The organism is Streptomyces pallidus (ex Mingjun et al. 2026) (assembly GCF_051550185.1).
Taxonomy (GTDB): Bacteria; Actinomycetota; Actinomycetes; order Streptomycetales; family Streptomycetaceae; genus Streptomyces.
Genome location: NZ_CP196181.1, coordinates 7,606,197 through 7,631,972 on the forward strand (window position 1 = coordinate 7,606,197; position 25,776 = coordinate 7,631,972).

The 25,776-nt window shown below is 71.0% G+C and carries 21 protein-coding genes; 14 read left to right on the forward strand and 7 right to left on the reverse strand.

What is annotated here, in order from left to right:
* The first annotated feature begins 333 nt into the window (after positions 1-333).
* The 5 genes from ACSHWO_RS34070 (at position 334) to ACSHWO_RS34090 (ending at position 6,175) form a co-directional block, all read left to right on the forward strand.
* The gene (locus ACSHWO_RS34070) at positions 334-2,142 is read left to right on the forward strand and encodes an RICIN domain-containing protein (protein WP_438318429.1); all 1,809 of its coding nucleotides are present in this window, start codon (positions 334-336) and stop codon (positions 2,140-2,142) included.
* 49 nt (positions 2,143-2,191) lie between these two features.
* Positions 2,192-3,466, forward strand: a complete 1,275-nt coding sequence (locus ACSHWO_RS34075) for an MFS transporter (RefSeq protein ID WP_438318432.1) — start codon at positions 2,192-2,194, stop codon at positions 3,464-3,466.
* Positions 3,463-4,416, forward strand: a complete 954-nt coding sequence (locus ACSHWO_RS34080; RefSeq protein WP_438318435.1) for a TolB family protein — start codon at positions 3,463-3,465, stop codon at positions 4,414-4,416. The genes ACSHWO_RS34075 and ACSHWO_RS34080 overlap by 4 nt, the downstream gene beginning before the upstream one ends.
* Before the next feature lie 406 nt (positions 4,417-4,822).
* Positions 4,823-5,365 carry a hypothetical protein gene (locus ACSHWO_RS34085; protein ID WP_438318438.1) on the forward strand — a complete coding sequence of 181 codons (543 nt, stop codon included), beginning with the start codon at positions 4,823-4,825 and terminating at the stop codon, positions 5,363-5,365.
* Positions 5,366-5,527: 162 nt separating this feature from the next.
* A complete protein-coding gene (locus ACSHWO_RS34090; RefSeq protein ID WP_438318441.1) occupies positions 5,528-6,175 on the forward strand; it encodes a hypothetical protein in 648 nt (215 codons plus the stop codon).
* 188 nt (positions 6,176-6,363) lie between these two features.
* On the opposite strand, the gene ACSHWO_RS34095 is transcribed toward ACSHWO_RS34090, so the two are convergent.
* Positions 6,364-6,711, reverse strand: a complete 348-nt coding sequence (locus ACSHWO_RS34095) for a hypothetical protein (protein WP_438318444.1) — start codon at positions 6,709-6,711, stop codon at positions 6,364-6,366.
* A gap of 104 nt (positions 6,712-6,815) precedes the next feature.
* Positions 6,816-8,039, reverse strand: coding sequence for an alpha/beta hydrolase family protein (locus tag ACSHWO_RS34100; RefSeq protein ID WP_438318447.1), 1,224 nt, complete (start codon positions 8,037-8,039; stop codon positions 6,816-6,818).
* Positions 8,040-8,689: 650 nt separating this feature from the next.
* Between ACSHWO_RS34100 and ACSHWO_RS34105 the strand changes: the two genes are divergently transcribed.
* Complete coding sequence (locus tag ACSHWO_RS34105; RefSeq protein WP_438318450.1) at positions 8,690-10,054, forward strand: NAD(P)/FAD-dependent oxidoreductase; 1,365 nt, start codon at positions 8,690-8,692, stop codon at positions 10,052-10,054.
* Positions 10,055-10,082: 28 nt separating this feature from the next.
* Here ACSHWO_RS34105 and ACSHWO_RS34110 read toward each other — a convergent pair whose 3' ends face one another.
* A complete protein-coding gene (locus ACSHWO_RS34110) occupies positions 10,083-10,706 on the reverse strand; it encodes a TetR family transcriptional regulator (protein WP_361094078.1) in 624 nt (207 codons plus the stop codon).
* 99 nt (positions 10,707-10,805) lie between these two features.
* Here ACSHWO_RS34110 and ACSHWO_RS34115 point away from each other — a divergent pair, with 99 nt between their 5' ends.
* Positions 10,806-10,997, forward strand: coding sequence for a hypothetical protein (locus ACSHWO_RS34115; RefSeq protein WP_438318453.1), 192 nt, complete (start codon positions 10,806-10,808; stop codon positions 10,995-10,997).
* Positions 10,994-11,269, forward strand: a complete 276-nt coding sequence (locus ACSHWO_RS34120) for a DUF4190 domain-containing protein (protein WP_385808937.1) — start codon at positions 10,994-10,996, stop codon at positions 11,267-11,269. Before ACSHWO_RS34115 ends, ACSHWO_RS34120 begins: the two co-directional genes overlap by 4 nt.
* Before the next feature lie 77 nt (positions 11,270-11,346).
* Here ACSHWO_RS34120 and ACSHWO_RS34125 read toward each other — a convergent pair whose 3' ends face one another.
* Positions 11,347-12,801: an alpha/beta fold hydrolase gene (locus ACSHWO_RS34125; RefSeq protein WP_438318456.1), complete on the reverse strand. Its 1,455-nt coding sequence runs from the start codon at positions 12,799-12,801 to the stop codon at positions 11,347-11,349.
* A gap of 557 nt (positions 12,802-13,358) precedes the next feature.
* On the opposite strand from ACSHWO_RS34125, the gene ACSHWO_RS34130 reads away from it, so the two are divergent.
* Both ACSHWO_RS34130 and ACSHWO_RS34135 read left to right on the forward strand, forming a co-directional pair.
* On the forward strand, positions 13,359-14,297 hold the full coding sequence (locus ACSHWO_RS34130; RefSeq protein WP_438318459.1) for an alpha/beta hydrolase: 939 nt from the start codon (positions 13,359-13,361) through the stop codon (positions 14,295-14,297).
* Between the two features lie 10 nt (positions 14,298-14,307).
* Complete coding sequence (locus tag ACSHWO_RS34135; RefSeq protein WP_438318462.1) at positions 14,308-15,171, forward strand: helix-turn-helix transcriptional regulator; 864 nt, start codon at positions 14,308-14,310, stop codon at positions 15,169-15,171.
* A 201-nt stretch (positions 15,172-15,372) separates the two neighbouring features.
* Here the strand turns inward: ACSHWO_RS34135 and ACSHWO_RS34140 are convergent, their stop codons facing one another.
* Positions 15,373-15,885, reverse strand: coding sequence for a hypothetical protein (locus ACSHWO_RS34140; RefSeq protein WP_438318465.1), 513 nt, complete (start codon positions 15,883-15,885; stop codon positions 15,373-15,375).
* Between the two features lie 990 nt (positions 15,886-16,875).
* Here ACSHWO_RS34140 and ACSHWO_RS34145 point away from each other — a divergent pair.
* The gene (locus ACSHWO_RS34145; protein ID WP_438318468.1) at positions 16,876-18,135 is read left to right on the forward strand and encodes a protein-glutamine gamma-glutamyltransferase; all 1,260 of its coding nucleotides are present in this window, start codon (positions 16,876-16,878) and stop codon (positions 18,133-18,135) included.
* Between the two features lie 257 nt (positions 18,136-18,392).
* Here the strand turns inward: ACSHWO_RS34145 and ACSHWO_RS34150 are convergent, their stop codons facing one another.
* Positions 18,393-19,382 (reverse strand): helix-turn-helix transcriptional regulator, encoded by a 990-nt coding sequence (locus ACSHWO_RS34150; protein WP_438318471.1) that lies wholly within the window; start codon positions 19,380-19,382, stop codon positions 18,393-18,395.
* A 117-nt stretch (positions 19,383-19,499) separates the two neighbouring features.
* Here ACSHWO_RS34150 and ACSHWO_RS34155 point away from each other — a divergent pair, with 117 nt between their 5' ends.
* The gene (locus ACSHWO_RS34155) at positions 19,500-19,931 is read left to right on the forward strand and encodes a VOC family protein (RefSeq protein ID WP_438318474.1); all 432 of its coding nucleotides are present in this window, start codon (positions 19,500-19,502) and stop codon (positions 19,929-19,931) included.
* 110 nt (positions 19,932-20,041) lie between these two features.
* Positions 20,042-21,133, forward strand: coding sequence for a C40 family peptidase (locus ACSHWO_RS34160; RefSeq protein ID WP_438318477.1), 1,092 nt, complete (start codon positions 20,042-20,044; stop codon positions 21,131-21,133).
* A 233-nt stretch (positions 21,134-21,366) separates the two neighbouring features.
* On the opposite strand, the gene ACSHWO_RS34165 is transcribed toward ACSHWO_RS34160, so the two are convergent.
* Positions 21,367-21,648 carry a hypothetical protein gene (locus tag ACSHWO_RS34165; RefSeq protein ID WP_361094110.1) on the reverse strand — a complete coding sequence of 94 codons (282 nt, stop codon included), beginning with the start codon at positions 21,646-21,648 and terminating at the stop codon, positions 21,367-21,369.
* Between the two features lie 272 nt (positions 21,649-21,920).
* On the opposite strand from ACSHWO_RS34165, the gene ACSHWO_RS34170 reads away from it, so the two are divergent.
* Positions 21,921-25,571: an nSTAND1 domain-containing NTPase gene (locus ACSHWO_RS34170; protein ID WP_438318480.1), complete on the forward strand. Its 3,651-nt coding sequence runs from the start codon at positions 21,921-21,923 to the stop codon at positions 25,569-25,571.
* Positions 25,572-25,776: the final 205 nt, after the last annotated feature.

The window sequence follows — 25,776 nt, forward strand, 5'->3', positions numbered from 1 at the left end:
GGTCCCGCCAGGGCACCGGACCGCCCGCGGCCACGCATCACCACACCATGACCCGCAGCCCGCGCTGACCTGGACGTTCGCCCTCGGTGCAGCGCGTACGCGGTCCCGCTCCGGCTCGGCCGGGCGGCCGCACACCGGCCACTGCCCACCCGCGCCAGTGGCAACCGCGGGCCACCGCCGGCCGGCTCACGGAGGTAGAACCGACGCCGGAACAACACCGTCCACAAGATTCCTCTCCCCATCCCGAGCCCCGACCGGTCCACCACGCCACCGCACCCCTCAGCGCGTCGCCGGTGGACCGGTCGGTCCCCCCGCAACCTTCATGGAGCAGACGTGCAAGAACCGGAACCGAAGCAGCGGCACCACGTGAGGAACCTGCTGATCGCGACCTCCATCGCCGCCCTCATCGGCGGCGGATTCGTGGTCAGCGCATCCGCCGGGCAGGCCCCGGCCGAGCCGGCAGCGGCCAGCACCGCCGTAGCGCAGCTGGCCGAGCCCGGAGCCGAACTCGGCACCGCGCACCTCAGCGGTGACGCCTCGCAGGCGACACCCGCCGGCGAGCGCCGGGTGTGTGCCGACGGAGCGGGTTGGATGAGGCTGCGGTTCGCCGATCTGACGCTCCGCGGCAGTGACACGGTCACGCTCGCCGGCTCCTCCGGGGACACCTACACACTCACCTCCCGCAACGGCACCGGCAAGGAGTTCTTCACCCGGGCGTTCAGCGGCGGCTGCGTGACGGTGACCCCGAGGCTCTCCCAGGCCGGGAGCAGCTATTCGATCAACGGCTACCAGTCCGGCAAGGAGGCACTGGCCAACGCCTCCGTCAGGATCGCGGCGGCCGGTGACATCTGCGGCGAGGCCTGCAACCAGACCGCCTCCGTGGTGAGCGCCATGGCACCCGCAGCCGTGATCACCGCGGGCGACAACGCCTACGAGTCCGGCACCCTGTCCGAGTTCAACGGCTCGTACGACAAGAACTGGGGCAAGTTCAACTCGATCGTCCACCCCGCACCGGGCAACCACGAGTACAAGACGTCCGGAGCGAAGGGCTACTTCGACTACTACCAGGGCAAGGGCGTCAGGACGGGCGACCGCGACAAGGGCTACTACAGCGTGGACGTCGGCGACTGGCACCTGGTGTCGCTGAACTCCAACATCAGCACGGGCGCAGGCAGCGCACAGGAGAAGTGGCTGCGCGCGGACCTGGCGGCGAGCACCAAGCCGTGCACGCTGGCGTACTGGCACCACGCCCGTTTCTCGTCCGGTGACCACGGCGACAGCAGCGGCACGGCCCCCCTGATGAAAGCGCTGACCGACTTCAAGGCCGACGTGGCCGTCTGGGGCCACGACCACCACTACGAGCGGTTCGCACCCGCGATGGCCGACGGCACCAGGGACACCGCGAACGGCATGCGGTCGTTCGTGATCGGTACCGGAGGCCGGGCCCTCTACAGCACGCGCAGCACCTCGGTCGGCCCGTCCGAGGTGTTCAACAACAACACCTACGGAGTCGGACAGTTCGACCTGACCTCCACCGGCTACTCGTTCACGTTCAAGCAGGTCGCCGGCCGCACCTTCACCGACTCGGTCAGCGGAACCTGCCACGCCAAGGGCAACGGCCCGGGCCCCTCGCCCACGCCCACCTCCACACCGAAGCCGACCTCACCCGCACCGACCTCTCCGGCGCCCACTCCTGACCCCGAGGGCCCGGTGCAGTCCGGAACGACGTACCAGCTGGTCAACGTCAAGTCCGGCAAGGCGCTGGACAACCCGGGCAAGACGACCGACGGGGCCCAGCTGGTGCAGTGGACCGCCGGCGACTTCACCAACCAGAAGTTCACCGCGACCAGGAACTCCGACGGCAGCTACCAGCTCAAGGTGAAGAACAGCGGCCTGTGCGTCGCGGTCGCCTCGGGGTCCACCAGCGACGGGGCAGCGGTCCAGCAACGCGCCTGCGGCTCGGCAGCGGACCAGAAATGGAAGATCACCGCTGCCGGAGGGGGCGGCCTCACGGTGACCGCACAACACAGCAGCAAGTGCCTGGACGTCTCGGGCGGCTCAACGGCGGACGGCGCCCGCATCGTCCAGAACGCCTGCGACGGACGCAGCAGCCAGCAGTGGAAGTTCAACACCGCCGGCTGACGCCCGCTCGTCGGCCCACCCCGCCCTGATCCCCCTCCGCCGGAGCGTCATGATGTACCTGTCACAGGCCAGAGCCACCGACCCGAGCCGCGACGCCGCGGCCCGGACACCCGCAGCGACCGGGACCCGCGGCGACACCGCGAGATCGAGGGTGCCCGCCACCGTCCTGGCGCTGGGACTGGTCAGTCTCGTCACCGACGCTTCGGCGGAGATGGTCACGGCGATCCTGCCGATGTACCTGATGTACGGACTGGGCGTCGGCTATCTGCAACTCGGCGCCCTCGACAGCCTTCACACCGGTGCCACCGCCCTGTTCCGGATCGGCGGCGGATACGCCGCCGACCGGTTCGGGCACTCCAAGGCCGTCGCCACCTGCGGATACGCGCTCTCCGCACTCACCAAACTCGTCCTCCCCGCGGTGGGATCGGCTCCGGCGGTCGGCGCGCTGGTGGCGGCCGACCGCGTCGGCAAGGGCATCCGCACCGCACCACGCGATGCGCTGATCACCGCTGCGGTCCCCGAGGGCGAGCTGGGCAGGGCCTTCGGTGTCCACCGCGCGATGGACACCTGCGGCGCCCTGCTCGGACCCCTGATCGCCTTCGCCGTGCTCCTGGCGGTCCCCGGCGGGTACGACACCGCCTTCCTGGTCAGCTTCTGCCTCGCCGCCGCAGGCGTCGTGGTCATCGTGGCCTTCGTCCGCCGGGGCCCGGTCCCGACACCGCGGGAAAGAGGTCTCGTCCTGCGTGAACGCCTCGCCTCCCTGCGCAACCCGGCCATCCGCCGCTGCACCCTGGCAGCCGCGCTGCTCGGGCTGCTCACCGTGGGCGACATGTCCTTCTACGTCGGGCTGCAACGCAGGCTGGACGTACCGGCCGAGGCGCTCCCGCTGCTGCCCATCGGCACGGCGCTCGTCTTCATGACGGCGGCGGTGCCCCTGGGTGTCCTCGCCGACCGCATCGGCAGGTGGCCCTTGTTCCTCTGCGGCCACCTGTCGGCGCTCGCCGCGTACCTGTTCCTCTGGCTGGCGCCGTTCACCGGCTGGCCGGCCACCGCCCTCGTCCTCTGCCTGTACGGCCTGTTCTACGCCGCCACCGACGGTGTCCTGATGGCGCACATATCGCCGCTCATACCCCGGGCCGCACGCACGACGGGGCTGGCCGTGGTGCAGACCGCGCAGTCCCTGGCCCGGGCCGGCGGCGCGCTCACCTTCGGCGCCGTCGCCGTGTTCAGCGGGCTGGGAACGGCCTTCGCCGTGTTCGGCTGCGCGTTCGTGGCTGCGATCGTCGCCGCCCGCCTGATCCACCGACCCGGGAAGAACTCATGAACGTCATGCGCACCGCCAGTGCAACCGCCCTGATCGTCGCCCTGCTCGGCTCGGCCGCGGCGACCGTGGCCTGGAGGGGGGCCGCCGCCGAAGCGGGCGCCGGCGAGCTGCGCCTCGACGATCCGGGCACCCTCGTCGTCGTGGACGCCAAGGGCCTCCGGGTACGCCAGACGAACCGGGAGGGCAAGGAGCTCGCCACCGGACCCGACTGCCGTCGCGCCGCCGTGGCCGCCGGAACACTGGTCTGCCTGCGGGGACTTCCCGGCCCGTTCTCCTCGGAAGTCCGCGTCTACCGCTCGGGGAAGGCCGAGCCCGAGGTCACCCTGCCCGTGTGGGGCAACCCGAGCAGGGCTCGCGTCTCCCCGTCGGGCCACCTGGTCGCCTGGACGGTCTTCCGCTCCGGTGACTCGTACGCCGCCTCCGGCCAGTTCTCCACCACAGCCGGGATCTACGACCTGCGCAACGGCAACCACTACGGCTCCCTGGAGGACTTCACCGTCCTCGGAGACGACGAGCACACCCGGCCGGAGGACAGGAACTTCTGGGGAGTCACCTTCGCCGCCGACGACCGGACCTTCTACGCCACCATGTCCTCGAAGGGGAGCACCCACCTCGTCCGCGGCGACCTCGCCACCCGCGAGCTCACGGCGCTGCACCCGAACGTGGAGTGCCCGTCGCTGTCGCCCGACGGAACACGCATCGCGTACAAGAAGAAGGTCGGTGCCGACTGGCACCTCCATGTGCTGAACCTGCAGACGGGCGAGGACACGGCGCTCGCCGCACCCGCAGGCGTCGACGACCAGGCCGCCTGGCTGGACGACGACACCATCGCCTACGGCAAGGCGGATCGAGGAAAGCCCTTCGTCTACACGGTGCCGGCCGACGGATCCGGAAAGCCGGTCAAGCTGGTCGAAGGCAGCTCCCCGTCCGTGACCACGAGCGAGCGCTGACGGGGGGCCCCTGACGTCAACCCCTGTCCCGGGCGGGCCATGTGACGTCCCGCGCACCGGACGCCGGAGCGCGCCGCCGACCGCTCCTGGCATGCCCGGACCGCCTGCGGCCCGCCCGCACACACCCACGCGCGCCGCTGACCGCCCAGTGAGGAACAGCCCCATGCACCAGCACCACCACCAGCACGCCGCCCCGGCCCACCGGAGTGCCTCGCCGTTCCTCTCCCGGGTCATACACGACCGACGTCCGGAGGATCCACGGTCCAGATCTGCGGAAAGTGCCGGGAGCCCGGATTTCGCAGCACTGTTCGCCATCCGGGATCCCGCGGGGAGGGGCGAGGACCGCCGGGAACCCGGATGGCAGCTCACCCCTCGTACCGCCCACCTGCTCCACACGGTGCTGGTCGTGCTCGCGGACGAGGCCTACGACGACGCACAGCACCTCGGGGACCGGTTCCTGCCGGAAGTCGGCCCCGCGACGTTGGAGGTCTTCGACCGGCTGCCCGCGCACACGTGGACGGCGGACCACCGTTGGCGGCAGCGGATGGCGCGCGCCTTCGGCGACCTGGCCTGCGACCTTGCAGACGGCCTGTGGCCCGACCCGGGCTGCGCCGTTGAGGAGATGGCCCTTGACCTGGCCCTCGAGGATGCTCCCGTCCACCTGGAGGGTCTTCGGGAGGAAGACGACCACCACGCCCTCCCGGAGCACGAGGACGATTACAGGTACTCCCGCCTGCTGTTCCGGCACCGGGAGGTGCCGATGCCCTGCCTCGCCGAGTGCACCGGCGGCGAACACCTCGGGCACCCGGCGAACAGGTCCGCGGGTGCGGGCGGCCTCGGCCAAGCCGCCTGGCTCGCCCCTTTCGACGGCCGCAGTACCAGGGACCTGAGAGCCGGACGTTCGCGCCGAGGCGCGCAGAGCCGGACGTCGGCGCGACTGTCGTACTGACGCGCTACAGTGTGCGCCGCGGTCGAGACGGCTGATTGCCGTACTCCTCGGGCAGGGCCCGCCGCAGCATCCTTTTGACATTCCGTCGGGGTGCACAGGGGCGGGCCGCCCGGCTGTTGTGGCGCGTTCCCGTTCGGAAACCGAGAAACAGCCAGGAGATCCATGAGAAAGAGAGCGCGGAGAGCGAGCATGCTCGCCGCCGCCACCGCCGTCGCGGCCACGGGCATGTTCCTGGCCGCACCGATCGCCAGCGCAGGAACGTCCGACGTGGCGAACCCCGGCTTCGAGAGCGGCAACGCGTCCTGGAACGAGAAGGTGACCCCGTTCGCCGGGCATCCCATCAACAACTCCTCCGCGTGGCCGGCACACTCGGGCACCGGCAAGGCGGAGCTGGGCGGCCAGGGCCTGACCGGTATGAGCCGCATCTCGCAGCAGGTCACGGTCCCGGCATCCCGGGTTCCGGTGCTGTCGTTCTGGGTGCGCAGCGACGTGGTCCACAGCGGGACGAGCGGCTTCGGCTTCCGCCAGCTGATCGTGGAGGCCACGGCGGAGGACGGAACGCCCTACGAGCTGCACGACCGTATGAACAAGGCGGGGACCAGCGGTTCCTACGAGCAGGTGACGGTCACGCTGCCGGACGCCTTCTACCGGTCCTCCCCGCAGAAGGTGAACATCACCTTCACGGTGATCGAGGACGCGGCGAACCGGATGCCGTTCCTGATCGATGACGTGAGCATGGAATACCGCCTCAAGAAGATCGACCGCCCGGTGATCATCCCCGGCGGCATCTTCCGGCCCATCGGGGGCTGAGTCCCTCCCGCGGCCGGGGCGGCGCGGTCCGACCCCCGCCGCCGCGGCCGCGGTGCATCGCCGGTCGGCCGGCTGACCGACGGCTCTCCGCCCTCCGGGCGGAGAGCCGTCACCGTCGAGGTTTCGCCTGCCGAACGGCCACCACCCCGCGCGTTCCCACTACCTGGACCGCCGCTCGGCGGTGACCTTCAGGGTCGACCGGACTCGTGGAGGACGGTGGTCAGACGTGCCAGCCCCTCCGGTCCGTGGCCGTCCGCGACAGCCCGGTCGATGACGCTCCTCGCCGCGGTGAGCATTCCGGCATCGATTCCGTGGCTGAGGCAGGTGTTGATGACGTGGGTGATACCGGAGGCCGCGGACGCGATGGTGGATCGGTCCCCGGGGTAGTGGCCGCTTTGGATCTGCTGGGCGAAACGCTTGACCGAGGGGGCGATGTCGACGGCCTGGCGAAGGAACGCCGCCGCATCGCCGCGTCGATCGACGACCTGATCGCCGCTCGCGACATCCTCGACTCCCTCATCGGACGCCCACTGCACATCACGCCGGGTGGCAGGTGCCGCCTTGGACCATCTTCACGTGCACGGCCACCACCTGACCGGGGCGGCACGGCAGGGGCGTCGTTGCCGCGGCCGAGGGCGGGTCAGCTGCCTGACAGCTTCTCCTGCAACCAGTCGAAGACGACCTCGCAGTGCTGCTGCGGCGCCATCGGGGAGCAGTGCAGCTGGGCGCCGGTGGCCGCGGTGAGCCTGACGTAGTCCTTGGGGACCTTGAGCTTGTCGTACATCTGGCGCGGCTGGCCGGGATAGAACTGCTCGTCGTCGTAGTCGAGGACCAGAGTGGGCATCTTGATGCGCCCCACCACGTCCGTGATGTCCAACGACTCGATGATCTTCGCGGGGGTGTAGAAGTCGGTGAACATCCTTCCCTTACGGGCGTCGAGCATCGCCGGCACGGAGAAGGGCTCGAAGCGCTTCTTCAGCGTCGCGGCAGCGGGTGCGGGCAGCTCGGGAACCACCTCCTTGTTCCAGATGTCGTTGGTCACCTGCTTGTCCGGGGTGAGGATCTTACGGATCTCCGCAGGAAAGCCCAGCCAGGGCTGGAGCACGCCGGGCATCGCCACCAGGGCCGCGATCCTGTTCTCGAAGGCCGCGGCCCGGGGGGCCAGGTCGCCGGCCATGCTCAGGCCGGTCAGGGCGATCCTGGCGGTGTCCACGTCCGAGCGGGCGGCCAGCCAGTCGACGAGCGGCGTGACCACGGTCTCCCAGCGCGGCGTGAAGACCACCTGGTCCACGAAGAGGAGCTGTCCCTGGCCGGGCCCGTCGTAGACGAGTGCGTTCCAGCCGCGCTCCAGAGCGGCCGGGACGCCGTAGGTCCACATGTCGACGTTCTGTCCGTCGCTGCCGTTCGTGAGGATCACGGTGGGGCGCCGCTCGCCGGAGTCGTCCGGCCGGAAGAACCACACGGGCAGCGGGCTCTTCCCGTACGCGACGTTCGCCGTCACCGGTGCCGGGTCGCACAGCGCGCAGAACTTGTCCCAGGCGCCGCGCCCGGCCTTGTACAGCTGCTCCTCGCTGGCGGGGTCGTCGGAGCCCAGGACGAAGAACAGCGCCTGACCGTAGTACTGCGCGGCCCGTAGGGCACGGAAGCGCGTGGTCTCCGTCCCGGGCCTGCTGCCCTGGGGCGCCTCCATCAGCTGGTCGCCGAGTTTCCTGAAGGTCTCGGTGTACGTCTGTGCGGAAAGGCCGGCCCTGTTGATGGCGTTCACGGCGGTGAGCACCTCGCCCACCTCGCCGGCGCCCTGACCGGACGCGCCGAGCGCGAGGAGCCCGCCGAAGTTGAAGCCCGGGTCCTTGAAGAGCGTCATCGCCCCGGGTGTGGGACCGCCCGGGGGAGTGGAGGCCGACGCCGTGCTCACGCGAGGGGGCGCGTTCCCGGGCATCGCGCCCGACGCTGTGCACCCGGCGGCCAGCAGGGCCCCGGCCCCACCGACGAGCCCCGCAAGCGCGGTGCGGCGAGTGGAGCCGGATGCGCGATCGCTCGATACGTTCGTCATACCGGCCGAACGTACGACCCGCGCCTGCGAACCTTTCTACGCGACACCCGCCGTTCCTCCGAACGGCGCTCGACGGCGACGGGTGTGTTCAGCGTGCGTGCAACCGTGTGGCGGGCGGGGTCCAGGGGTACGGCACGCTGAACTGTCTGAGTACCCGCCCCGCGGACGTCAGCTGCGGCCGGCCCGGTGGCGCGGACGGCGGCCGGCCGGCCCGCGGGTGACCAGCAGCAGCGCCAGCAGCATCGGTGCGATCAACAGAATCATGGTGGCCACGGTGGTCCGTCCCCTCGCGATCGGTACGTCTTGGACCTGTTCGACGTCTTCTCGTATGGCCGCCCCGCCGTGGCCGAAACCCCCGAGTCGGCAGCCCCGCCCTCGCGCTGTGGGGCGCTTCGACGTGCAGAGCGGGCACGGGCGGGCATGCGCGGGTGGACTGGCAGACCCGAGAAAGGACGGACACCGTGGTACGACCGAGGATCCTCGTGGTGGGAGCCGGTTTCGCCGGGGTCGAGTGCATCCGGCGCCTGGAGCGCAGGCTGTCGCCCTCGGAGGCGGACATCGCTCTGGTCACGCCGAACTCCTACCAGCTGTACCTGCCGCTGCTGCCCCAGGTGGCCTCCGGCGTGCTGACCCCGCAGTCCGTCGCCGTCTCGCTGCGCCGCAGCAGCCGCTACCGGACCCGGATCATCCCCGGCGGGGCCGTCGGCGTGGACGTCCGGGCGAAGATCTGCGTCGTGCGCACCCTCACCGGCGACCTGACGAACCATGCGTACGACCACCTGGTGCTGGCCCCGGGCAGCATCACCCGCACCTTCGACATTCCCGGCCTCATCGAGAACGCCCGGGGCATGAAGACCCTCGCCGAGGCCACGTACCTGCGCGATCACGTCATCTCCCAGCTCGACCTGGCGGACGCGAGCGAGGACGAGGCGGAACGGGCGGCGCGGCTCTGCTTCGTCGTGGTCGGCGGCGGGTACGCCGGCACGGAGACGGCCGCCTGCCTCCAGCGGCTCACCCACCACGCCGTCAAACGCTACCCCCGGTTGGATCCCCGGGAGATCAGCTGGCACCTCCTCGACCTCGCACCGAAGCTGATGCCCGAACTCGGCGACGCACTGGGACAGGCGGCCCTGGACATCCTGCGACGCCGCGGCATCCAGGTCTCCCTCGGCGTCAGCGTCGCCAAGGCGGGAGCCACGGAGGTCACGCTGACCGACGGCCGGGTGCTGCCCAGCAGGACCCTGATCTGGACCGCCGGAGTCACCGCGAGCCCGCTGATCGCCACCCTCGACGCGGAGACCGTCCGCGGGCGGCTGCTGGTGACCCCTGAGATGACCGTGCCCGGTGCGCCCGGGGTGTTCGCGCTGGGAGACGCGGCGGCCGTCCCCGACCTCGCCGCGCAGGACGAGGGTGCGGTGTGCCCGCCCACCGCGCAGCACGCCCTGCGCCAGGGACGTACGCTCGCGGACAACCTGATCGCCACCCTGCGCCACCAGCCGCTGCGGCCGTACGTCCACAAGGACCTGGGCCTCGTCGTCGACCTCGGGGGCACCGACGCGGTGTCCAAGCCGCTGGGCATCCCGCTGCGCGGCCTCCCGGCCCAGGCCGTGGCCCGCGGCTACCACTGGGCCGCACTGCGCACCAACGTCGCCAAGACGCGCCTGGCGACCAACTGGCTGCTCAACGCGCTGGCCGGGGACGATTTCGTCCGGATCGGGATCCGGTCCGCCAAGCCGCCGACACTGCGGGAGTTCGAGTACACCGACGCCTACCTGACCCCCGAGCAGGTCAGGGCCCACACTGCGGCGCTGCGCGCTTCGGGCTGAGCGCTGCTCGGCCCGCGCCCGCTCCAGGTCACCCCGGCCAGTGCACGCGCCCCAGATGGATCAGGCGGAGCTGGCTGCGGGCCGTCGCGGTGGCGGCCGACCAGTCCTCTCCCCGAAGTGAGGCGGCGAGGAACGCCGAAGCCGTCATGAACATGTGATCCACCAGGAGTCGGGACAGCATCGTCACGTCGGGGGCGTTCCAGCCCGCGCTCACGGGGTCGGCTCCGAGCGCCGCCGCCATCTCCGAGGCCACGGCGTCGAGTTGCCGGGCGATGGCTTCCCGTACCGCCGGTACCCCGCCGTGGCGTTCCCGGACGAGGAAGCGGACGTGGGCAGGCCGGCCGCGCACCAGCTCCGCGACGCAACGTACTGCGGCGTCGCCGCGCCGTTCGGCGTCGCCGGTCTCGGCGAGGATGCCCCGTACCGTCTCGTGCAGGCTGGCCAGTGCCTCCTCGACCAGCGCGGCTCCCAGCTCGTCCATGCCCCCGAAGTGGCGGTAGAAGGCGGTGGGGGTGACTCCGGCCGCACGGGTCACCTCCCTGAGCCCGAGACTGCCGAGACTGCGCTCCTCGAGCTGCGCCAGGGCGGCGTCGAGGAGGGCACGGCGGGTACGGCGGCGCTGGGCTTCACGGATCCCGGTCGACGGACTCATGACGGGAAGTCAACCTCGTCACAGTTGCGCGGCGCCAGCATAAGGCAAACTGAACCGGGCAGTCAGTAGACAACTGTTACCTGAACGGAAGGACGTCTCATGCTCTTCCTCATAGGTGCGCTGCTGGTCCTCGGTGTCGTCATCGGCACCGCCGCCCACGTCCCCGCGCCGGTCAGCATGGTCGCCGGCTGCGTCATCGCTCTCTGGCTCGCCCTCTTCACCATGCGCGAGCGCCTCTGGAGCCACTCCCGGGCCGGACGTCCGGACCACGACCGGGGAGGTCTGCGATGAGCCCGCGGACCGAATCCCGGGTGCGCGCCGTCAAAGCGGTCCGTGATGCCGACGCGATGGCCGTCACCGCGTTCGTCCTCGGCCTGGTGGGACTGCTCGTGATGAACCTCCTCCTGGGCCCGACGGCCGTCGTCCTGGGCGCCCTCGCCCTGTGGCGGCGGACGAGCAGGCCCGGCCGGGCCCGCCTCGGCATCGCCCTGGGCGCGGCCGACGTGGCGGTCCTCGCCTGGCTCGTCACCGCCGACGGGACATGGTCGTGGAGCCTGACCTGAGCGCCGCGGCGCCGGCCGCCCACCGGCCAACCCCCGCAGCGCATCGACCGACAGCTGCGCCCGGACGCCGTCCAAGGTCAGGGCATGGACATCCCCTGGCCACTGGGCGGTATCTCCGCGCTCCAGGCTCCGGGGCTGCGGTAGTGATGGTGATGTCCTGCGGTGAGCACCCGCTGGAGCGCGGCCAGGTGCTCGGTGTGAGGGGGGAGTTCCAGCCGGTGCAACAGGGTCAGCGCCGACTGCGGTTCGAGTTGCCCGTACACGTCGTGGTAGCTCGTCAGCAGGGCTCGGAAGACGGCCTGGTGTAGCTCGGGCACCCGGGCTGCAGCCTCGTACGTGGCGGCCTTGGCTTTCCACGGCACGGGGCCGGAGGTCTCCAGGACCCGGCGCGCCCGGCGTAGCAGCGGCTCCGGCGCACCGGGCAGCAGCCGGTCGCGGTCGTTGCCGAGGACTTCGGCGAAGGCCTCCTCCGCGGTGTGCCAGACCTCGAACCAGTCGGACCAGAGCGAGTCGGTGATGGCCGGGTACTCCCGGACGGCCTCGAGTCTGCGCCGGTAGCCGCTCCAGAGCAGCTCCGCGGGCAGCGGTCCCTCGGGGCCGAGGTGGGCCGACGTGACTTGGCCGGTCACCAGGAAGTGGCCGCCGAGCAGGTCCATCAGCCCCAGTGCGACCCGCAGCCTACCTGGCAGGTCGAGCCCTTCGTCGGTGAAGGCCAACGAGCCGAGCCCGTTGCACAGGTCCTCCACGGTGAGGTTCTGGGCGGGCGGCTCCGCGTCGTACCAGGTGTCGTGCCCGGTCTGTGCGATGCCGTCCTCGGCGAGCCAGCGCCGGGCGATCTCGCTGTCCGGTACGTCGGCCAGGAAGGAGGTGACCGCCTCGGTGAATTCCTCGGGCGCGGTGGCGTGCACCAGATGGCCGACCGGGATCGTGGTGAGCTGGGCGTCCGGGACCCGGCGGACGAGCTCGGCGAGTGCCCCCTGCGGGATGTGGCTGTCCGGCCCGCCCGCCACCACGAGGGTCGGGGCCGTGATCAGGGAGAGGCCCTCCAGCCAGGAGGGGTCGGGGCGGTCCAGCTGGGGCCGGACCGCGAGCACCATGGTCCAGTCGAAGGCCAACTCCCCCTCGGGCCGCACGGGAGCGACCGGCTCGCGGGGGAGTGGCGCCGGGGTGTCCTCCAGGACCAGCCGGACCACGCGCCACGGGCTGTGCTGCGCGACCAGGTGTGCGACCACGCCACCCATCGAGTGGCCGACCAGGTCCACGCGCTCCAGGCCGACGGCGTCCAGGAAACCCAGCACGTCATCGCGCATCAGCTCCAGCGAGTACGAGTCGGTCCGCTCGCTGCGACCGTGGCCCCGCAGGTCCAGGGCGTACACCCGGCGGTTCCGCGCGAGCGCGTCCCGTACGAGGGCCCAGTCGTCCGCGGTCTCGCCCAGCGCCGGCAGCAGAAGCAGCGGGTCGCCGCCGACCGGGCCGGTCACCTGGTACGCCAGCCGGATGCCGTTCACCGTGAGGGTGTGGTGCTCTGTCACCGAGCCGACTGTACGCGCAGCCGCCGCGCAACGGCGTGGACGGTCGGACCGCGCGGCCCCTCCAGCCCCGCGTTCGGTCGCGCGCAGGCGCAGGAGGGAGGCCTTCTTCCGCAGCCGGGATCGATCTCGTGATCGGCAGGTCGCCTTGTATCCAGAGTTGTTGATCTTTTAGCTTCGCCGGCGGATGGACGTGACGCACGTCCACGACACCATCCGGTTTTTCCGACGACAAGCGGGAACTTCACGTGTTCGCGTTCGCGCGGAAGTCCGCCCGCAAGGTGATCGACACCGCGGCGGCCGTCGCTCTCGCGGGAGCGGCCGTTGTGGGCGGCCCCGCCTCGTCGGCGTCGGCCGACGACCAGGCCGGGCGTGGGCGGGAGCCGCGGTGGAGCGGGCGTCCAGAAGCTCCAGCCGATGGCGACGGCGATCGCGTGTGGGCCTACGAACTCCGCAGGCAGGGCCGGGCGGGGCCGGGGCACAGCGTTGCGGGAACGTGTCGCAGCTCACCAGGAAAGGGTGACAGGGGGTCGTCGCGGACGGCTGCGATCGTGGGCGGCATGATGATCACCGATGAGGACTGCCTCGCCGAGACCCTGGCGTTCAACAAGGAGTACGAGGCCACTGCCGCGACCCGTCCGGCACGTGACGAGACGCCGGACGCGACCGTGCTGGCCACCCTCCGGGCCAACAGGCTCGGCGGTGACACACCCCCGGCGCGGCTGCCGCAGGGCCGGGACCGCGTCATTGCCGGCGGGATCACCGCCCGGGTGTTCCTGCCTGACCGCGTCGACGGCGTCTACCTGCACCTCCACGGCGGCGGCTGGACGTTCGGCTCCGCGGACGGGCAGGACGAAAGACTGTGGCGACTCGCCGAGCAGGCACGGCTGGCCGTGGTCAGTGTGGACTACCGCCTCGCCCCGGAACACCCCTTCCCTACCGGGCCCGACGACTGCGAAGCGGCCGCCCGGTGGCTGGTGGACCACGCCGCGACCGAGTTCGGGACCGGGCGGCTGCTGATCGGGGGCGAGTCGGCCGGCGCCCACCTGAGCGTCGTCACGCTGCTGCGCCTTCGCGACCGGCACGGCCTCACCGGCGCGTTCCGGGCGGCCCAGCTGCTCTTCGGCCCGTACGACCTGTCGATGACTCCGAGCCAGCGGTCCTTCGGATCGAAGCAGCTGCTGAGCAACACCGACACGCTGCGGCGGACCTACGAGCTGTTCACACCGGGCATGTCGGCGGAGCAGCGCCGCCACCCCGACGTCTCGCCGCTCTTCGCCGACCTGACCGGCCTGCCCCCCGCCCGGCTCGTCGTCGGCACCGAGGACCCACTGCGCGACGACTCACTGTTCCTGGCGGCGCGGTGGCAGGCGGCCGGTGCCCCTGTCCAGCTCGAAGTCGTCGCCGGCGCCATGCACGGCTTCACCCTCTACCCGCTGACCGTCACCGAACGCGAAGAGCGACGTCAGTGGCAGTTCCTCTCCACCGCGGGACGGTAGCGTCGTCGGCATGAACCGAACTGCCCGCCTGTACGCACTGGTCGAAGAGCTGCGTGCGGCGGCGCCACGTCCGCGGACGGTCGCGGCGCTCGCCGCGCGCTTCGAAGTGAGCACGCGCACGGTGCAGCGCGACCTACAGGTCCTGATGGAGACCGGCGTCCCGGTGCGCGCGACGTCCGGACGGGGTGGGGGCTGGTCGGTCGACCCGGAAATGACCCTGCCCCCGATCCACTTCACCCCTGAGGAAGCCTCGGCACTGGCCGTCGCCCTCGCCACGGCCGACGCCTCCGCCCCGTACGCAGGTGCGGCCCGCGCAGCCGCCCAGAAGATCGCGGTGTCGATGACCGGCACCGCCTCGGCGGCGGTACGGCACCTGGCCACCCGGATCGTCACGCTTCCCTCGTCGTCGGATTCTGCGGTCCGCGCCGCGGTCGAACAGGCCCTCACCACCCGCACGGTCCTGCAGCTGTCCTACAGCGACGCGGCCGGACGCGTGAGCGACCGGGCGGTGGAACCGGCCGGACTGCTCACCGCGAACGGCCGGTGGTACCTCATCGCCTGGTGCCGCACGCGGCAGACCGGGCGAGGCTTTCGGTTGGACCGCATCGCAGCAGCCGCACCGACCACCGAGCAGGCCCACACCCACGACCTGGCCGAACTGCTGCGCGGCTCGGCCGCGGGCGGCGCGGTGCAGCCCACCACACTGGCCCCGTTCACGCCCCGACCCGAGAAACCGGCGTCACTGACGCAGGAACGTGTCGGTCCTCGACGCCCGCTTGCGTCCACCGCGCGAGAACACGGAGAACCCGTCCGCCAGACAAGGACGACTTCAGCGTCCGGGTGCACCGGACACGGCACATCGTCGTGGCGGTGACGCAGTGGCGCCCTGACGGCGGACCCTCTGCGGGCGCTGGTCGGGGGCGACGACGGGCCGAGGTGGGAGCCCCGGCCCGCCGACCGCGGCGGAGGGCCGGCACTGTGCGGCGTCACCCGTCCTCGATGGCGGACCGGTTGGCCGGGGCGGCGACCGGCCCCGCGCCGAGCACGTCCGGACGACCGCGCGGGCGACTCCCGGTCAGTCGAGCAGCGCTCGGATCGGCAACACCAGGTACAGCGCCGGCAAGCCTACGCAAGCGGCCCCGATGCCGAGGACGTCGTTCGCGGACGCCGTGCCGGACAGGAACGGCAACGCGGCCAGCAGCACGCCCGTGACGGCGCAGGCGTGCACGGTCTGGGTGACCGGGGACCACGCCAGCTCCTGGAGGCCGTCGTCCTCCGCCGCGATCGAGACCGGGACCATCGCGACCAGGATCAGCAGCAGGACGAATGCCCCGGGAGCGATCCCGCCCAGGGTGAGACCCCAGCCCCGGTCCACGTACCGACCCAGGTCCTCGCCGTCGTCCACCACGCCGCCCAGGCTCGGTGCGCCGGGCGCCCAGAGCATCTGGACCCGGCCGTCCGGTCTCGGTTCGTAGCGGGTGGAGGCGTCTTCCGCGCGGACGCGGACGCCGCCCGGCAGGGCCAGCAGCAGCGTGGAGTCGTAGCCGACGACCTCTCCTTCGGAGCGCCGTACCGTGAGGTCGGCCACTTCGGCCACGGAGGCCGGGCCGTACGCCGCCCGGCCCGCAGCAGGGAGCGGATGTGCTGCGATCCGTGCGAGTCGCCGAGTCCGGCGAGCGCCACGAAGGAGACCGGGAGCAGCAGCCATACCGCGCTCTGCCGCAGGTAGACCCACTCCGCGCGGAAGCCGACGGAACCGCTGCGCCCGGTGGTCCGCGGTGCGACTCCCCGGAGACCCGGCGCCCGCCCAGTGCCCCGGAGCAGCGGCTGTCCGAAGCCGAGACCTTCGATGATGTCCCCGGCGACCGCCAGGGCCGCGTCGGCGTCTCCTCCCGCCTCCAGCGCGTACGCCATCCGGTAGCGGGCGGAGACCATGAGCGGATGTCCGGGGTCCAGCGACGTCCCGTCCGTGGCGAAGGCCCACGGTCTCGGCCACCCTGCCCCGTTCGGTGCCAGGGCCAACTCCAGGCGCCGGCCCACATTCCGTGGTGCCGTGTCACGACAGGCCAGGACATCCGGACCGCGACCTCGTCGTGTTCGACCTGCTGCGGTAGGACGGCCAGGAGCTACCTACCCGGCTACAGAGCGCCTTACCGGCCGTTCTGTGGAGGGCGGGAGTGATGACGGCCCTGGCGGCTGTGGCGGACCGGGTGAGCGGCCGCAGTGGCGAGTGGCGCGGATCGTGCGGTCCGTCCGGCGGGTGGCGGTTGCTTCCAGCAGGGTCCGGAAGCAGAAACAGAGGACGCTGCCGCTTCGCATTCCAACGATGGGCAGGGACGGGCGCATGACGGGATATCGCCTGTCCGACGGCGTGGCCGATTCTCGAGTCACGGAGTTGCCGGTGAGTTGGCGCAGAGACATGATCGCTTTTCGTGCGGGCCGATCCTGATTCGGAGTCGGCGTGTGATGCGTAATGCGCCAACCTCTTCCATGACATGTGAAGGGCGGCCGATTCTCGTCTTGGGCCTGCGGCGCCCCCACCGTCATCGCGATCTCATCACAAGGGAGTTGTGAATTCATGCATAAACGTCGGGTGTCTCTGGCCCTCACCACGGTGGGCGCGGTCATGTGCACCACCGCGTTCATGCCATCGGTCAGTCTGGCCGTCGGCCGCGACGGTGGGGGGAAGGAGGATTCCTACGCCGAGAGGCACGACCTGACGGTGGACGACGTCGGGCAGATCAACGCACTGAACGAGAAGGCCTTGGACCTGGGGCAGCCCGGCAAGCAGCCCCCGCACCTGTTACCGCCGGATGCCGTCGAGTCCCTCAGGCCCTCCGCCTCGGCCGACGACCGGGTGACCCCTCCGGCCGAGCCCCTCGACAGGATGCCTGACGCGTACCGGGCCTACGGAGGCAGGGCCACCACAGACGTCAGCAACTACATACGCAAGTGGCAGCAGGCCTACAGCCACCGCGACGGCAAGGCGCGGCAGATGACCGAAGCGCAGCGAGAACAGCTGTCCTACGGTTGCGTCGGAGTCACCTGGGTCAACTCGGGGCCCTACCCGACGAACAAATTGGCGTTCGCTTCGTTCGACGAGGACAAGTACAACAGTGGCTTGAGGAATAACAACCCACGGCCCGGCGAGACGCGGGCCGAATTCGAAGGGCGCATCGCGAAGGGAAGCTTCGACGAAACGAAGGGCTTCAAACGAGCCCGTGATGTGGCATCCGTCATGAACAAGGCCCTGGAAAATGCGCACGACGTGGGGGCCTACGTGAGCAATCTCAAGGCGGAACTCGCCAAGAGCAACGACCCGCTGCTTCACGAGGACGGCCGTTCGACCTTCTACTCGGCTCTCAGCAGCACGCCGTCCTTCAGGGAGCGTGACGGGGGGAACTTCGACCCGTCCAGGATGAAGGCGGTCGTCTACTCGAAGCACTTCTGGAGCGGGCAGGATCCCAGGAGCTCCTCCGACAAGCGCAAGTACGGCGACCCGGAGGCCTTCCGCCCGCACCGGGGAACGGGCCTGGTCGACATGTCGGGGGACAGGAACGTGTCGCGCAGTCCTGACAAGCCCGGCGCAGGTTACGTCAACTTCGACTACGGCTGGTTCGGCGATCAGACGGAACCGGATCCGAAGAAGACGGTGTGGACCCACGCCAACCACTACCACTCGCCCGGTGGGGACATGGGTCCGATGCAGGTGTACGAGAGCACCTTCCCGAACTGGTCCGCCGGGTACTCGGACTTCGACCGCGGAGCCTACGTGATCACGTTCATACCGAAGAGCTGGAACACCGCCCCCGCCAAGGTGAAGCAGGGCTGGCCGTAACCGTCACGGACGGGAGTCCGGCCTCCGGGCGCGCCCGTGTCCGCGCGGGAGCCGCCCGTCGTCCGGGCGGGCGCGCCCGTGTCCGCGCGGGAGCCGCCCGTCGTCCGGGCGTCGGGCGCGGCTCCGGCCGGGCGTGCCGCCTCGTGCGGCGGCTTCGCAGGGTTCACATCAAGTGCAGGTTGCCTCCCCCTGGCGCTCGGCCGCCGGCGCCGCCTGATTCCGGAGAGCGGGAGACCGGTGGCGGTGTCGCCTCGAAGTCAGGGCCGGCGGGCGCTGGACGCGAGGCGATCGGCGAGCGTGGTGACGAGGGCGCGTAGTTCCTCGGGGCGTTCGATCACGAACGGCCGGTCGAGGGAGGCGAGTACCGGAGGCAACCAGTCGAGCCGCTCGGCCCGCAGCTCGACGCGCATCCAGCGTTCGCCGGGCCCGGCCTCACCCGTCACGGGTTCGTACTCCTCCAGGCGGGCGACGCTGGCGGGAAGGTGGGCGCGGATCTGCCCGACCGTGGCGTTGATCCGCAAGGTCACCTCGTGCCGGTACGGGGCCGTCGCGAACCCCGAGAGCACGCGCTGCACCGGATCGGTGGCGGGGGGCGCCTCGAACGTGCCGGGCAGGGTGCGTGCGTCCGTGATGCGGTCGAGCCGGAAGGTCCGGTCCTCGTCGATCCCGGCGTCCTTACCCGTGACGTACCAGCGGCCCGCGTGGGCGACGACCCCGTACGCGTGCAGTGTCCGTTCGCTGCGGCGTCCGTCGCGGTCGGTGTGGTGGATCGAGACCGGTCGGCCGTGGCGCACCGCGTCGGCGATGGTGAGCAGGACCTCGGAGTCCGGAATGTCGGCGTCGTCGGCCTGGTCGGTGAAGGCGAGGGCGTCCAGGAGCGTGTCGAGCCGACGGGCGGTGCGCTTGGGCAGCACCCGCCGGATCTTGGCCGAGGCCGTCTCGCTCGCCGCGCGCTCCGTCCTCGGCAGTCCCGCTCGGCGGCCGACGACGAGGCCGAGGAGCACGGCCAGCGCCTCGTCGTCGCTGAGCATGAGCGGAGGAAGCCGGTAGCCGGGGGCGAGCCGGTACCCGCCGTAGCGGCCGCGCACCGATTCCACGGGCACGTCGAGGTCGATCAGCTGGTCCACGTACCGGCGCACCGTGCGCCCCTCGACGCCGAGGCGGTCGGCGAGTTCGGCCGTCGTGCGGGTGCCGCCCGACTGCAGCAGCTCCAGGAGGGTCAGTACGCGGGCGGTCGGTCGGGGCATGCCGGCAGACTAGCCCGGATACAGGACCGATTCTGTCCGCTATCTCTCCTAGCCTGCGACGCGTACACCTCCGCTCTTCACTTCCGCTTCCGCCTTTGGCAGGCCAAGGAGATTCCCGTGGACTTCGTCTCGATCCGCATCATCACCGGCGACGTGGCGCGCCTCGTCGCGTTCTACGAGCGGGCCACAGGGGCTCGCGCGGCATGGGCCACCGAGGACTTCGCCGAACTCAGGACCGGGGGAGCCACCCTCGCGATCGCCGGCACCCGCACCGTCCCGCTGTTCGCCCCGGGCTGCGCCCGCGCGGCGGACAACCACAGTGTGATCACCGAGTTCCTCGTCGACGACGTGGACCGCGTCCACCGGGACCTGACCGGCTTCGTCACGGACTTCGTCAACGGGCCCACCACGATGCCGTGGGGCAACCGGTCGCTGCTGCTGCGCGACCCCGACGGCAACCTCGTCAACTTCTTCACCCCCGTCACCCCGGCCGCCATCGAGAAGTTCGCACGCTCGGGCCAGGCACGGCCGGTCACCCGCGACTCCTGAGGTCCCGGCGCCCGCGGCGTACGATCCGCTCCGGGGGCGCGGGGTCGAGCACTCCGCCCTGCGTTCATCCCGCAAGGTTCGCTGGCCTCGCCCCCGGACAGAATCGCCCCATGGCCTTCATGAAGACAGCTCTGACGGCAGCCGCAGTGCTCTTCTCCCTCGCCGTTCCGCCCGCCGGCGCTACTGCCGACGCCGCCGGGCCCGTTGCGGCTCGCCCCTGCGACGGTGCCCCGACCTGCTACGTCGATGTGACGGTGGCGCAGGTCTGGGTGGGTCCCGAGCAGGTGCGAGCCGTTGACGCCCCGGCGACGGCCAACCCCGCGGACGTCCGCGGCTGGCTGAGGGACATGTCACTGGACGAGCGGCGTGACGTCGCAGGCGAAACGCAGGCGCTGTACGGGACCGAGGTGACTGTCGACGGTACACAGTGGTACGGCGGACTGCTGTGGGATCACGTATGGGTACGGGGTCAGCCCACCCCCAGGGACAAGGGCGGACGGGGCGCGTACCCCGGCTGGATCCCCGACCGGCAGCTGACATCGGACCATCGGAAGCCGCCCCGGGGCACTCATGAGGAGCGCGTCACGCGGCCCACGGCCCGGGGCTTCGCCTCCGCCGGAGCCGCGCTCGCGGGTGCCGGGCCGGGGCGGGCGGCCGAGTACTCGTACAACACGTCGTTCCCGGTGGAGGCCGGCCCGCTGCCCGGTGTCGTCACGGCCTACGGCAACAGCGGCGGCCGGGTCTTCTTCCGCGCCGGTGACCTTGCAGCGGTTCCGGCCGCGCCGAGCGGCGAGGACGTGGTCGCCGCCGCACGCGCTTTCCTGGGCCTGTCCTACCTGTGGTCGGGCACTTCCGGGTTCGGCTACGACTGCTCCGGCCTTACCGGCCAGGTGTATTCCGCACTGGGTGTGACGATCCCGCGTGACGCACAGCCGCAGTTCGATGCGGGCGGCGGACAGGTGCCCGCGGGTTCGGCCGTAGGCGTACGGATCAACGGGACGGAGGATCTCAGGCCCGGCGACATCGTCGCCTTCCGCCCCGCCACCGGTGGGGGCGTCACCCACGTCGGTATCTACACGGGGACGAGGAACGGTGAGCCGATGATGATCAACTCGCCTCGGACCGGTGACGTCGTCAGGGAGGAGCCCATCGGCTCCACTGGCCGCGTCTACGTGGGGGCGACCCGCTTCCTCACCCGATAGGAGCCGGACGTCCCGGCAGGGACCGAGTACCCGTAGGCGCTCGGCCGGGGTGTCTCAGCCGAGCGTTCAGCGAGGGCGGCCGTGGGGCTCGACGGCAACGGCGGCCAGGTGTCCAGACCGTGGTCGGACAGGTGGTCCGCGCGCGGTTCCTCGTCCCGGGAACTGCACGGTGCCCGCAGCCACTCTGGCTGCGGGCACCCTCGGCCGGCTGTTCGCCGGTTTCCCCCCGGCCGCTACCGCTTCACGATGAAGAGATCCACGACAAGGTTGTTCGTCCGGCAGCTGAACTTCTTCGCCGTCCCGTCCGCCACCAGGTTGCTGCCCGCAGCACGGCAGTTGCCCATGTTCCAGTACCAGTCCCAGTACACGTAGCGATCGGCCGGGGCCGACTCCTTCGCGGCGACAGCGACCGCCGTGCCTGCGGCGGACTCCTCCGCCGCCTGTGCGACGGTGGCACCGCCCATCAGCACAGACGCCCCCAGCGCAACGCTGGTGAGCAGCACACGTACGCGCATGTTCGTCTCCTTCTCGTGTGGGTGTGTGGAGCAAGGTGCCCCGTGGCGATCCGCAGCGCTTCACGGAGCGGGGCCCGCTTGCATCACCGATTTCAGCGGTCGGCGCATTGTTCGGCACTGGGGTTCCGGGGGCCGAACAATGGCCGGCCGCGGTCTTTCTGGCGGTATGGAGGGTGCGTAGGTTGGCCGCGGGTTCGGGCGGGCCGTGGGGGGTGGGCATGGCGGGGCGTCGTGAGGTACCGGTGGACCCCGAAGCCGGTCCGGTACAGCGGTTGGCGTTCGAGCTGCGCAAGCTGCGCATGGAGGCGGGCGGTATCACGTACCGGGTGCTGGCGCAGCGGGCCGGCTATTCGGTCACGACGCTGTCGCAGGCGGCAGCGGGCGAGCAACTGCCGACCCTTCCGGTGGTACTGGCCTACGTGACGGCTTGCGGCGGCGACGGCGCGGAGTGGGAGGAGCGGTGGAAGCAGACGGTGGAGGCGCTCGCCGACACGGACCCGGATGACGGGAGCTCTGACGGCGACCCCCCTTACAGGGGGCTGGCGCGATTCGAGGCGGCCGACCACAGTCTCTTCTTCGGCAGGGACCAGCTCACCGCCGATCTACTGGACCTGCTGCGCAGACAGCGGTTCGCGGCCCTGTTCGGCCCGTCCGGCAGCGGCAAGTCCTCCCTGCTGCGCGCCGGCCTCATCCCTGCCCTCCAGCAGGCCCAGGACATGGACGTGCGCCCGGCCGTCCTGCGGATCCTCACCCCGGGCCCCCGCCCGGCGCGCACCCACAGCCGTGCGTTCAACCCCCCGGAAGCCGGTCTGCCACCCGACGGCGCGGACGCGTTCGTGATCGTCGATCAGTTCGAGGAGGTCTTCACCGTCTGCCAGGACCCCGCAGAGCGAGCCCGCTTCATCGACATGCTCCTGGCCGCCCGTAGGCCTGAACGCGGGGTGAAGGTACTCATCGCGGTGCGCGCCGACTTCTACGGCCGCTGCGCCGAGCACCGCGGCCTGGCGGACGCGCTGCGCGACGCCAACCTCCTGGCCGCACCGATGACGCCGGCAGAACTGCGCGAAGCCGTAGTCAAGCCCGCCACGGCCGCCGGCCTCACCGTGGAACGCGCTCTCACCTCCCTCCTCGTCCGGGAGGTCGTGGATGCTCCCGGTGGGCTGCCCCTGCTCTCGCACGTGCTGCTCGAGACGTGGCGCCGCAGGCGGGGCAAGACGCTGACGGTAGCCGGGTACGAGGCGGCGGGCGGTGTCGAGGGCGCAGTCGCCAAGACCGCCGAACACGTTTACGGCCAGTTCACCGCAGCACAGGCTGCTGCAGCCCGCATCCTGTTGTTGCGCCTGGTCGCTCCCGGCGACGGAGCCCCCGATACCCGCAGGTCCGCCGAACGCGAGGAACTGCAGGCCGCCGGCGAGAAGGAAACGACGGAAGTACTGGAAGCCCTGGCAGCCTCGCGGCTGCTCACCCTCGACCACGACACGGTCGATCTCGCGCATGAAGCCCTGCTGAGTGCCTGGCCGCGGCTGCGCGGCTGGGTCGAGCAGGACCGTGACCGTCTTCGCGCCCAACGGAAACTGACCGAGGCAGCCCACGCCTGGGAGGAACTGGGCCACGACCCCGGAGCCCTGTACCGCGGAACTCGACTGGCGACCGCGCAGGAGTACTTCAGCGGCCCTTCGCAAGGGAACCTGACCGGACTGGAACACGCCTATCTGATGGCCAGCCTCGCAGCGCGCGAGCAGGAGCAGCAGGCCGCGGCCCGCACCAGCCGGCGCCTGCGCGGGCTGGTCGCTGGTCTGTCCGTGTTGCTGGTACTGGCCGTCATTGCGGGCTCGATCGCCTGGCAGCAGACCCTGACCGGCAACGAGCAGCGGCAGGTGGCGCTTTCCCGGCAGCTTGCCGCACAGTCCGCCGCCGTCCTCGGCACTGACTCCGACCTGGCGTCATTGCTCGCCATCGGGGCGTACCGGGCCAGCCCGACGTCCCAGGCCCTGGAAGCTCTCTTTGCTGCCGCTGACCTGCCGCTCCTGCACCGGATGGACCACGGTGGCCGTGTGACCGCGCTGGCGTTCAGTCCGGACGGGCACACTCTGGCGAGCGGAGGCGGGGACAGGGTACGGCTCTGGGATACGAACACCGGCCGCATCCGAACGAGCCCGATGGGGCAGGCCCCACCTGGAGCCGTGATGGCGTTCTCTCCGGACGGGCGCACGCTGGCCGTCGGCGCCGAGGACAGCACGGTGCAACTGCTGGACACGGCCACGGGTGACGTCCGCGCCCGACTGGGCACCCAGGCCAATGGCGCGGCCGTCTTGAGGTTCAGCCCGGACAACGCCACGGTGGCGACCAGCGGTTTCGATCGCGAGGTGCAGCTGTGGAACACGACCACCGGTGATCTTCTGACAGTCCTCCCCAGACAAACCGCCCAGGTGAGCACGGTGGCGTTCAGCCCGAACGGACGCACCCTGGCCACGGGGTCCTTCGACGGGAGGACGGAGTTGTGGGACGCGAACAGCGGCCGTCACGAAAGGACTCTGCCGCACCGCAACGGTACGGTCGGCGAGGTGGCGTACAGTCCGGACGGACACACCCTCGCCACCAGCAGCACCGACCGCGGGGTAGAGCTGTGGGACACGAGCACCGGCCAGTTCCGCACGAAACCGGCAGCACACACCGCCCCGGCCGCCGTGATGGCGTTCAGCCCCGACGGCCGAACACTCGCCACCGCAGGCGAGGACCGGACCGTTCGGCTGTGGGAGACGGACACCGGTCGACTCCGGCGGAACCTGCCCGGACACACCGGCCACGTCATCATGTCCCTGGCGTTCACCTCGGATGGCCGCACGCTGGCCAGCGGCGGCGATGATCACACCATCCGGCTCTGGAACGCCGCCGCCGGGGAGTCCCGAACACTTCTCGCGGGGGATCTCGGGAGAGCGGATTCGATGGGACTCAGTCCGGACGGCCGCACCCTGGCCACAGCCGGTTTCGGTGGCGACGCAGCGTACCTGTGGGACCTGACCGCCTCGCGCCGCCTCGCAAGCCTGACCGGACACGTCGACAACGTTCCCTCAATGACGTTCAGCCCGGACGGGCACACCGTGGCCACGAGCGACGTCGACGGTGGAGTGAAGCTGTGGGACGTGTTCACCGGCCACCTCAGGACGAGTCTGCACGGCTACACCGGTGACGCTGCCGCCTTGGCCTTCAGCCCGGGTGGGCGCACGCTGGCAACCGGCAGTACCGCCCGCGGCGTCGAAGTGTGGGACGCGGCGACCGGCGAGCACATGAGGAGCCTGCCCGGATTCAACGGAGACGTGAACGCCCTGGCGTTCAGCCCGGACGGGCGCATCCTCGCGACCGGCGGTGCGGATCGGACGGTCCGGTTGTGGGATCCGATGACGGGCCGAGGCCGGGGGACTCTGTCAGGGCACGCCGACGCTGTCGTGTCGACTGCCTTCAGCCCGGACGGGCGCACCCTCGCCACCGGTGGTGAGGATGGAACGGTGCGGTTGTGGGACCCGATGACGGGCCGAGGTCGGGGGATCCTGTCAGGGCACGCCGGCGCTGTTGTCTCGACCGCCTTCAGTCCGGACGGGCACATCCTGGCCACCGGCGCCGGTGACGGCACAGTGCGGCTCTGGGACACGGACACCAGAGGGAACCCCACCGTCGGCGCGATGTTGGCCAAACTCTCCGGACACACCGACACCGTGCTTGCGGTCGCCTTCAGCCCGGATGGACGCACTGTGGTCACCGCCGGCCGAGACCAGACCGCACGTTCGTGGGACCTTGCCCTCCCCACCGCCGACGCAGCTGTCACCAGGATGTGCCGTGCCATCGGCCGCGATCTCACCGCGCAGGAACGGTCGGCGTACGGGCCACCAGAAACACCGTTGCCGGCCGTGTGCGCGGAAGTGTGATGGCGGCTCGCCGCCCGTCCACGCCCATGGGCCGCACAGGCCGTCCTGGTCGATCGACCGGGGTCCGACCTGTGTGCCCGCTCACCACCGCGCCGACGGACGACCGGCGTGCGCTAAGGCCGGTCGTGTGGTCCGTTCTGACGGTGCTCCGCCACGACGGACCCGACATCCGGCCTGTCGTGATGTGTCAGCGCGGATCAGGCCT

Coding starts and splice junctions, on each gene's coding strand:
- ACSHWO_RS34165 (WP_361094110.1), bottom strand. CDS start 21,648: ATGCGCGTACGTGTGCTGCTCACCAGCGTTGCGCTGGGGGCGTCTGTG.
- ACSHWO_RS34160 (WP_438318477.1), top strand. CDS start 20,042: ATGGCCTTCATGAAGACAGCTCTGACGGCAGCCGCAGTGCTCTTCTCC.
- ACSHWO_RS34100 (WP_438318447.1), bottom strand. CDS start 8,039: ATGACGCTCTTCAAGGACCCGGGCTTCAACTTCGGCGGGCTCCTCGCG.
- ACSHWO_RS34080 (WP_438318435.1), top strand. CDS start 3,463: ATGAACGTCATGCGCACCGCCAGTGCAACCGCCCTGATCGTCGCCCTG.
- ACSHWO_RS34090 (WP_438318441.1), top strand. CDS start 5,528: ATGAGAAAGAGAGCGCGGAGAGCGAGCATGCTCGCCGCCGCCACCGCC.
- ACSHWO_RS34075 (WP_438318432.1), top strand. CDS start 2,192: ATGATGTACCTGTCACAGGCCAGAGCCACCGACCCGAGCCGCGACGCC.
- ACSHWO_RS34110 (WP_361094078.1), bottom strand. CDS start 10,706: ATGAGTCCGTCGACCGGGATCCGTGAAGCCCAGCGCCGCCGTACCCGC.
- ACSHWO_RS34120 (WP_385808937.1), top strand. CDS start 10,994: ATGAGCCCGCGGACCGAATCCCGGGTGCGCGCCGTCAAAGCGGTCCGT.
- ACSHWO_RS34145 (WP_438318468.1), top strand. CDS start 16,876: ATGCATAAACGTCGGGTGTCTCTGGCCCTCACCACGGTGGGCGCGGTC.
- ACSHWO_RS34130 (WP_438318459.1), top strand. CDS start 13,359: ATGATGATCACCGATGAGGACTGCCTCGCCGAGACCCTGGCGTTCAAC.
- ACSHWO_RS34135 (WP_438318462.1), top strand. CDS start 14,308: ATGAACCGAACTGCCCGCCTGTACGCACTGGTCGAAGAGCTGCGTGCG.
- ACSHWO_RS34150 (WP_438318471.1), bottom strand. CDS start 19,382: ATGCCCCGACCGACCGCCCGCGTACTGACCCTCCTGGAGCTGCTGCAG.
- ACSHWO_RS34115 (WP_438318453.1), top strand. CDS start 10,806: ATGCTCTTCCTCATAGGTGCGCTGCTGGTCCTCGGTGTCGTCATCGGC.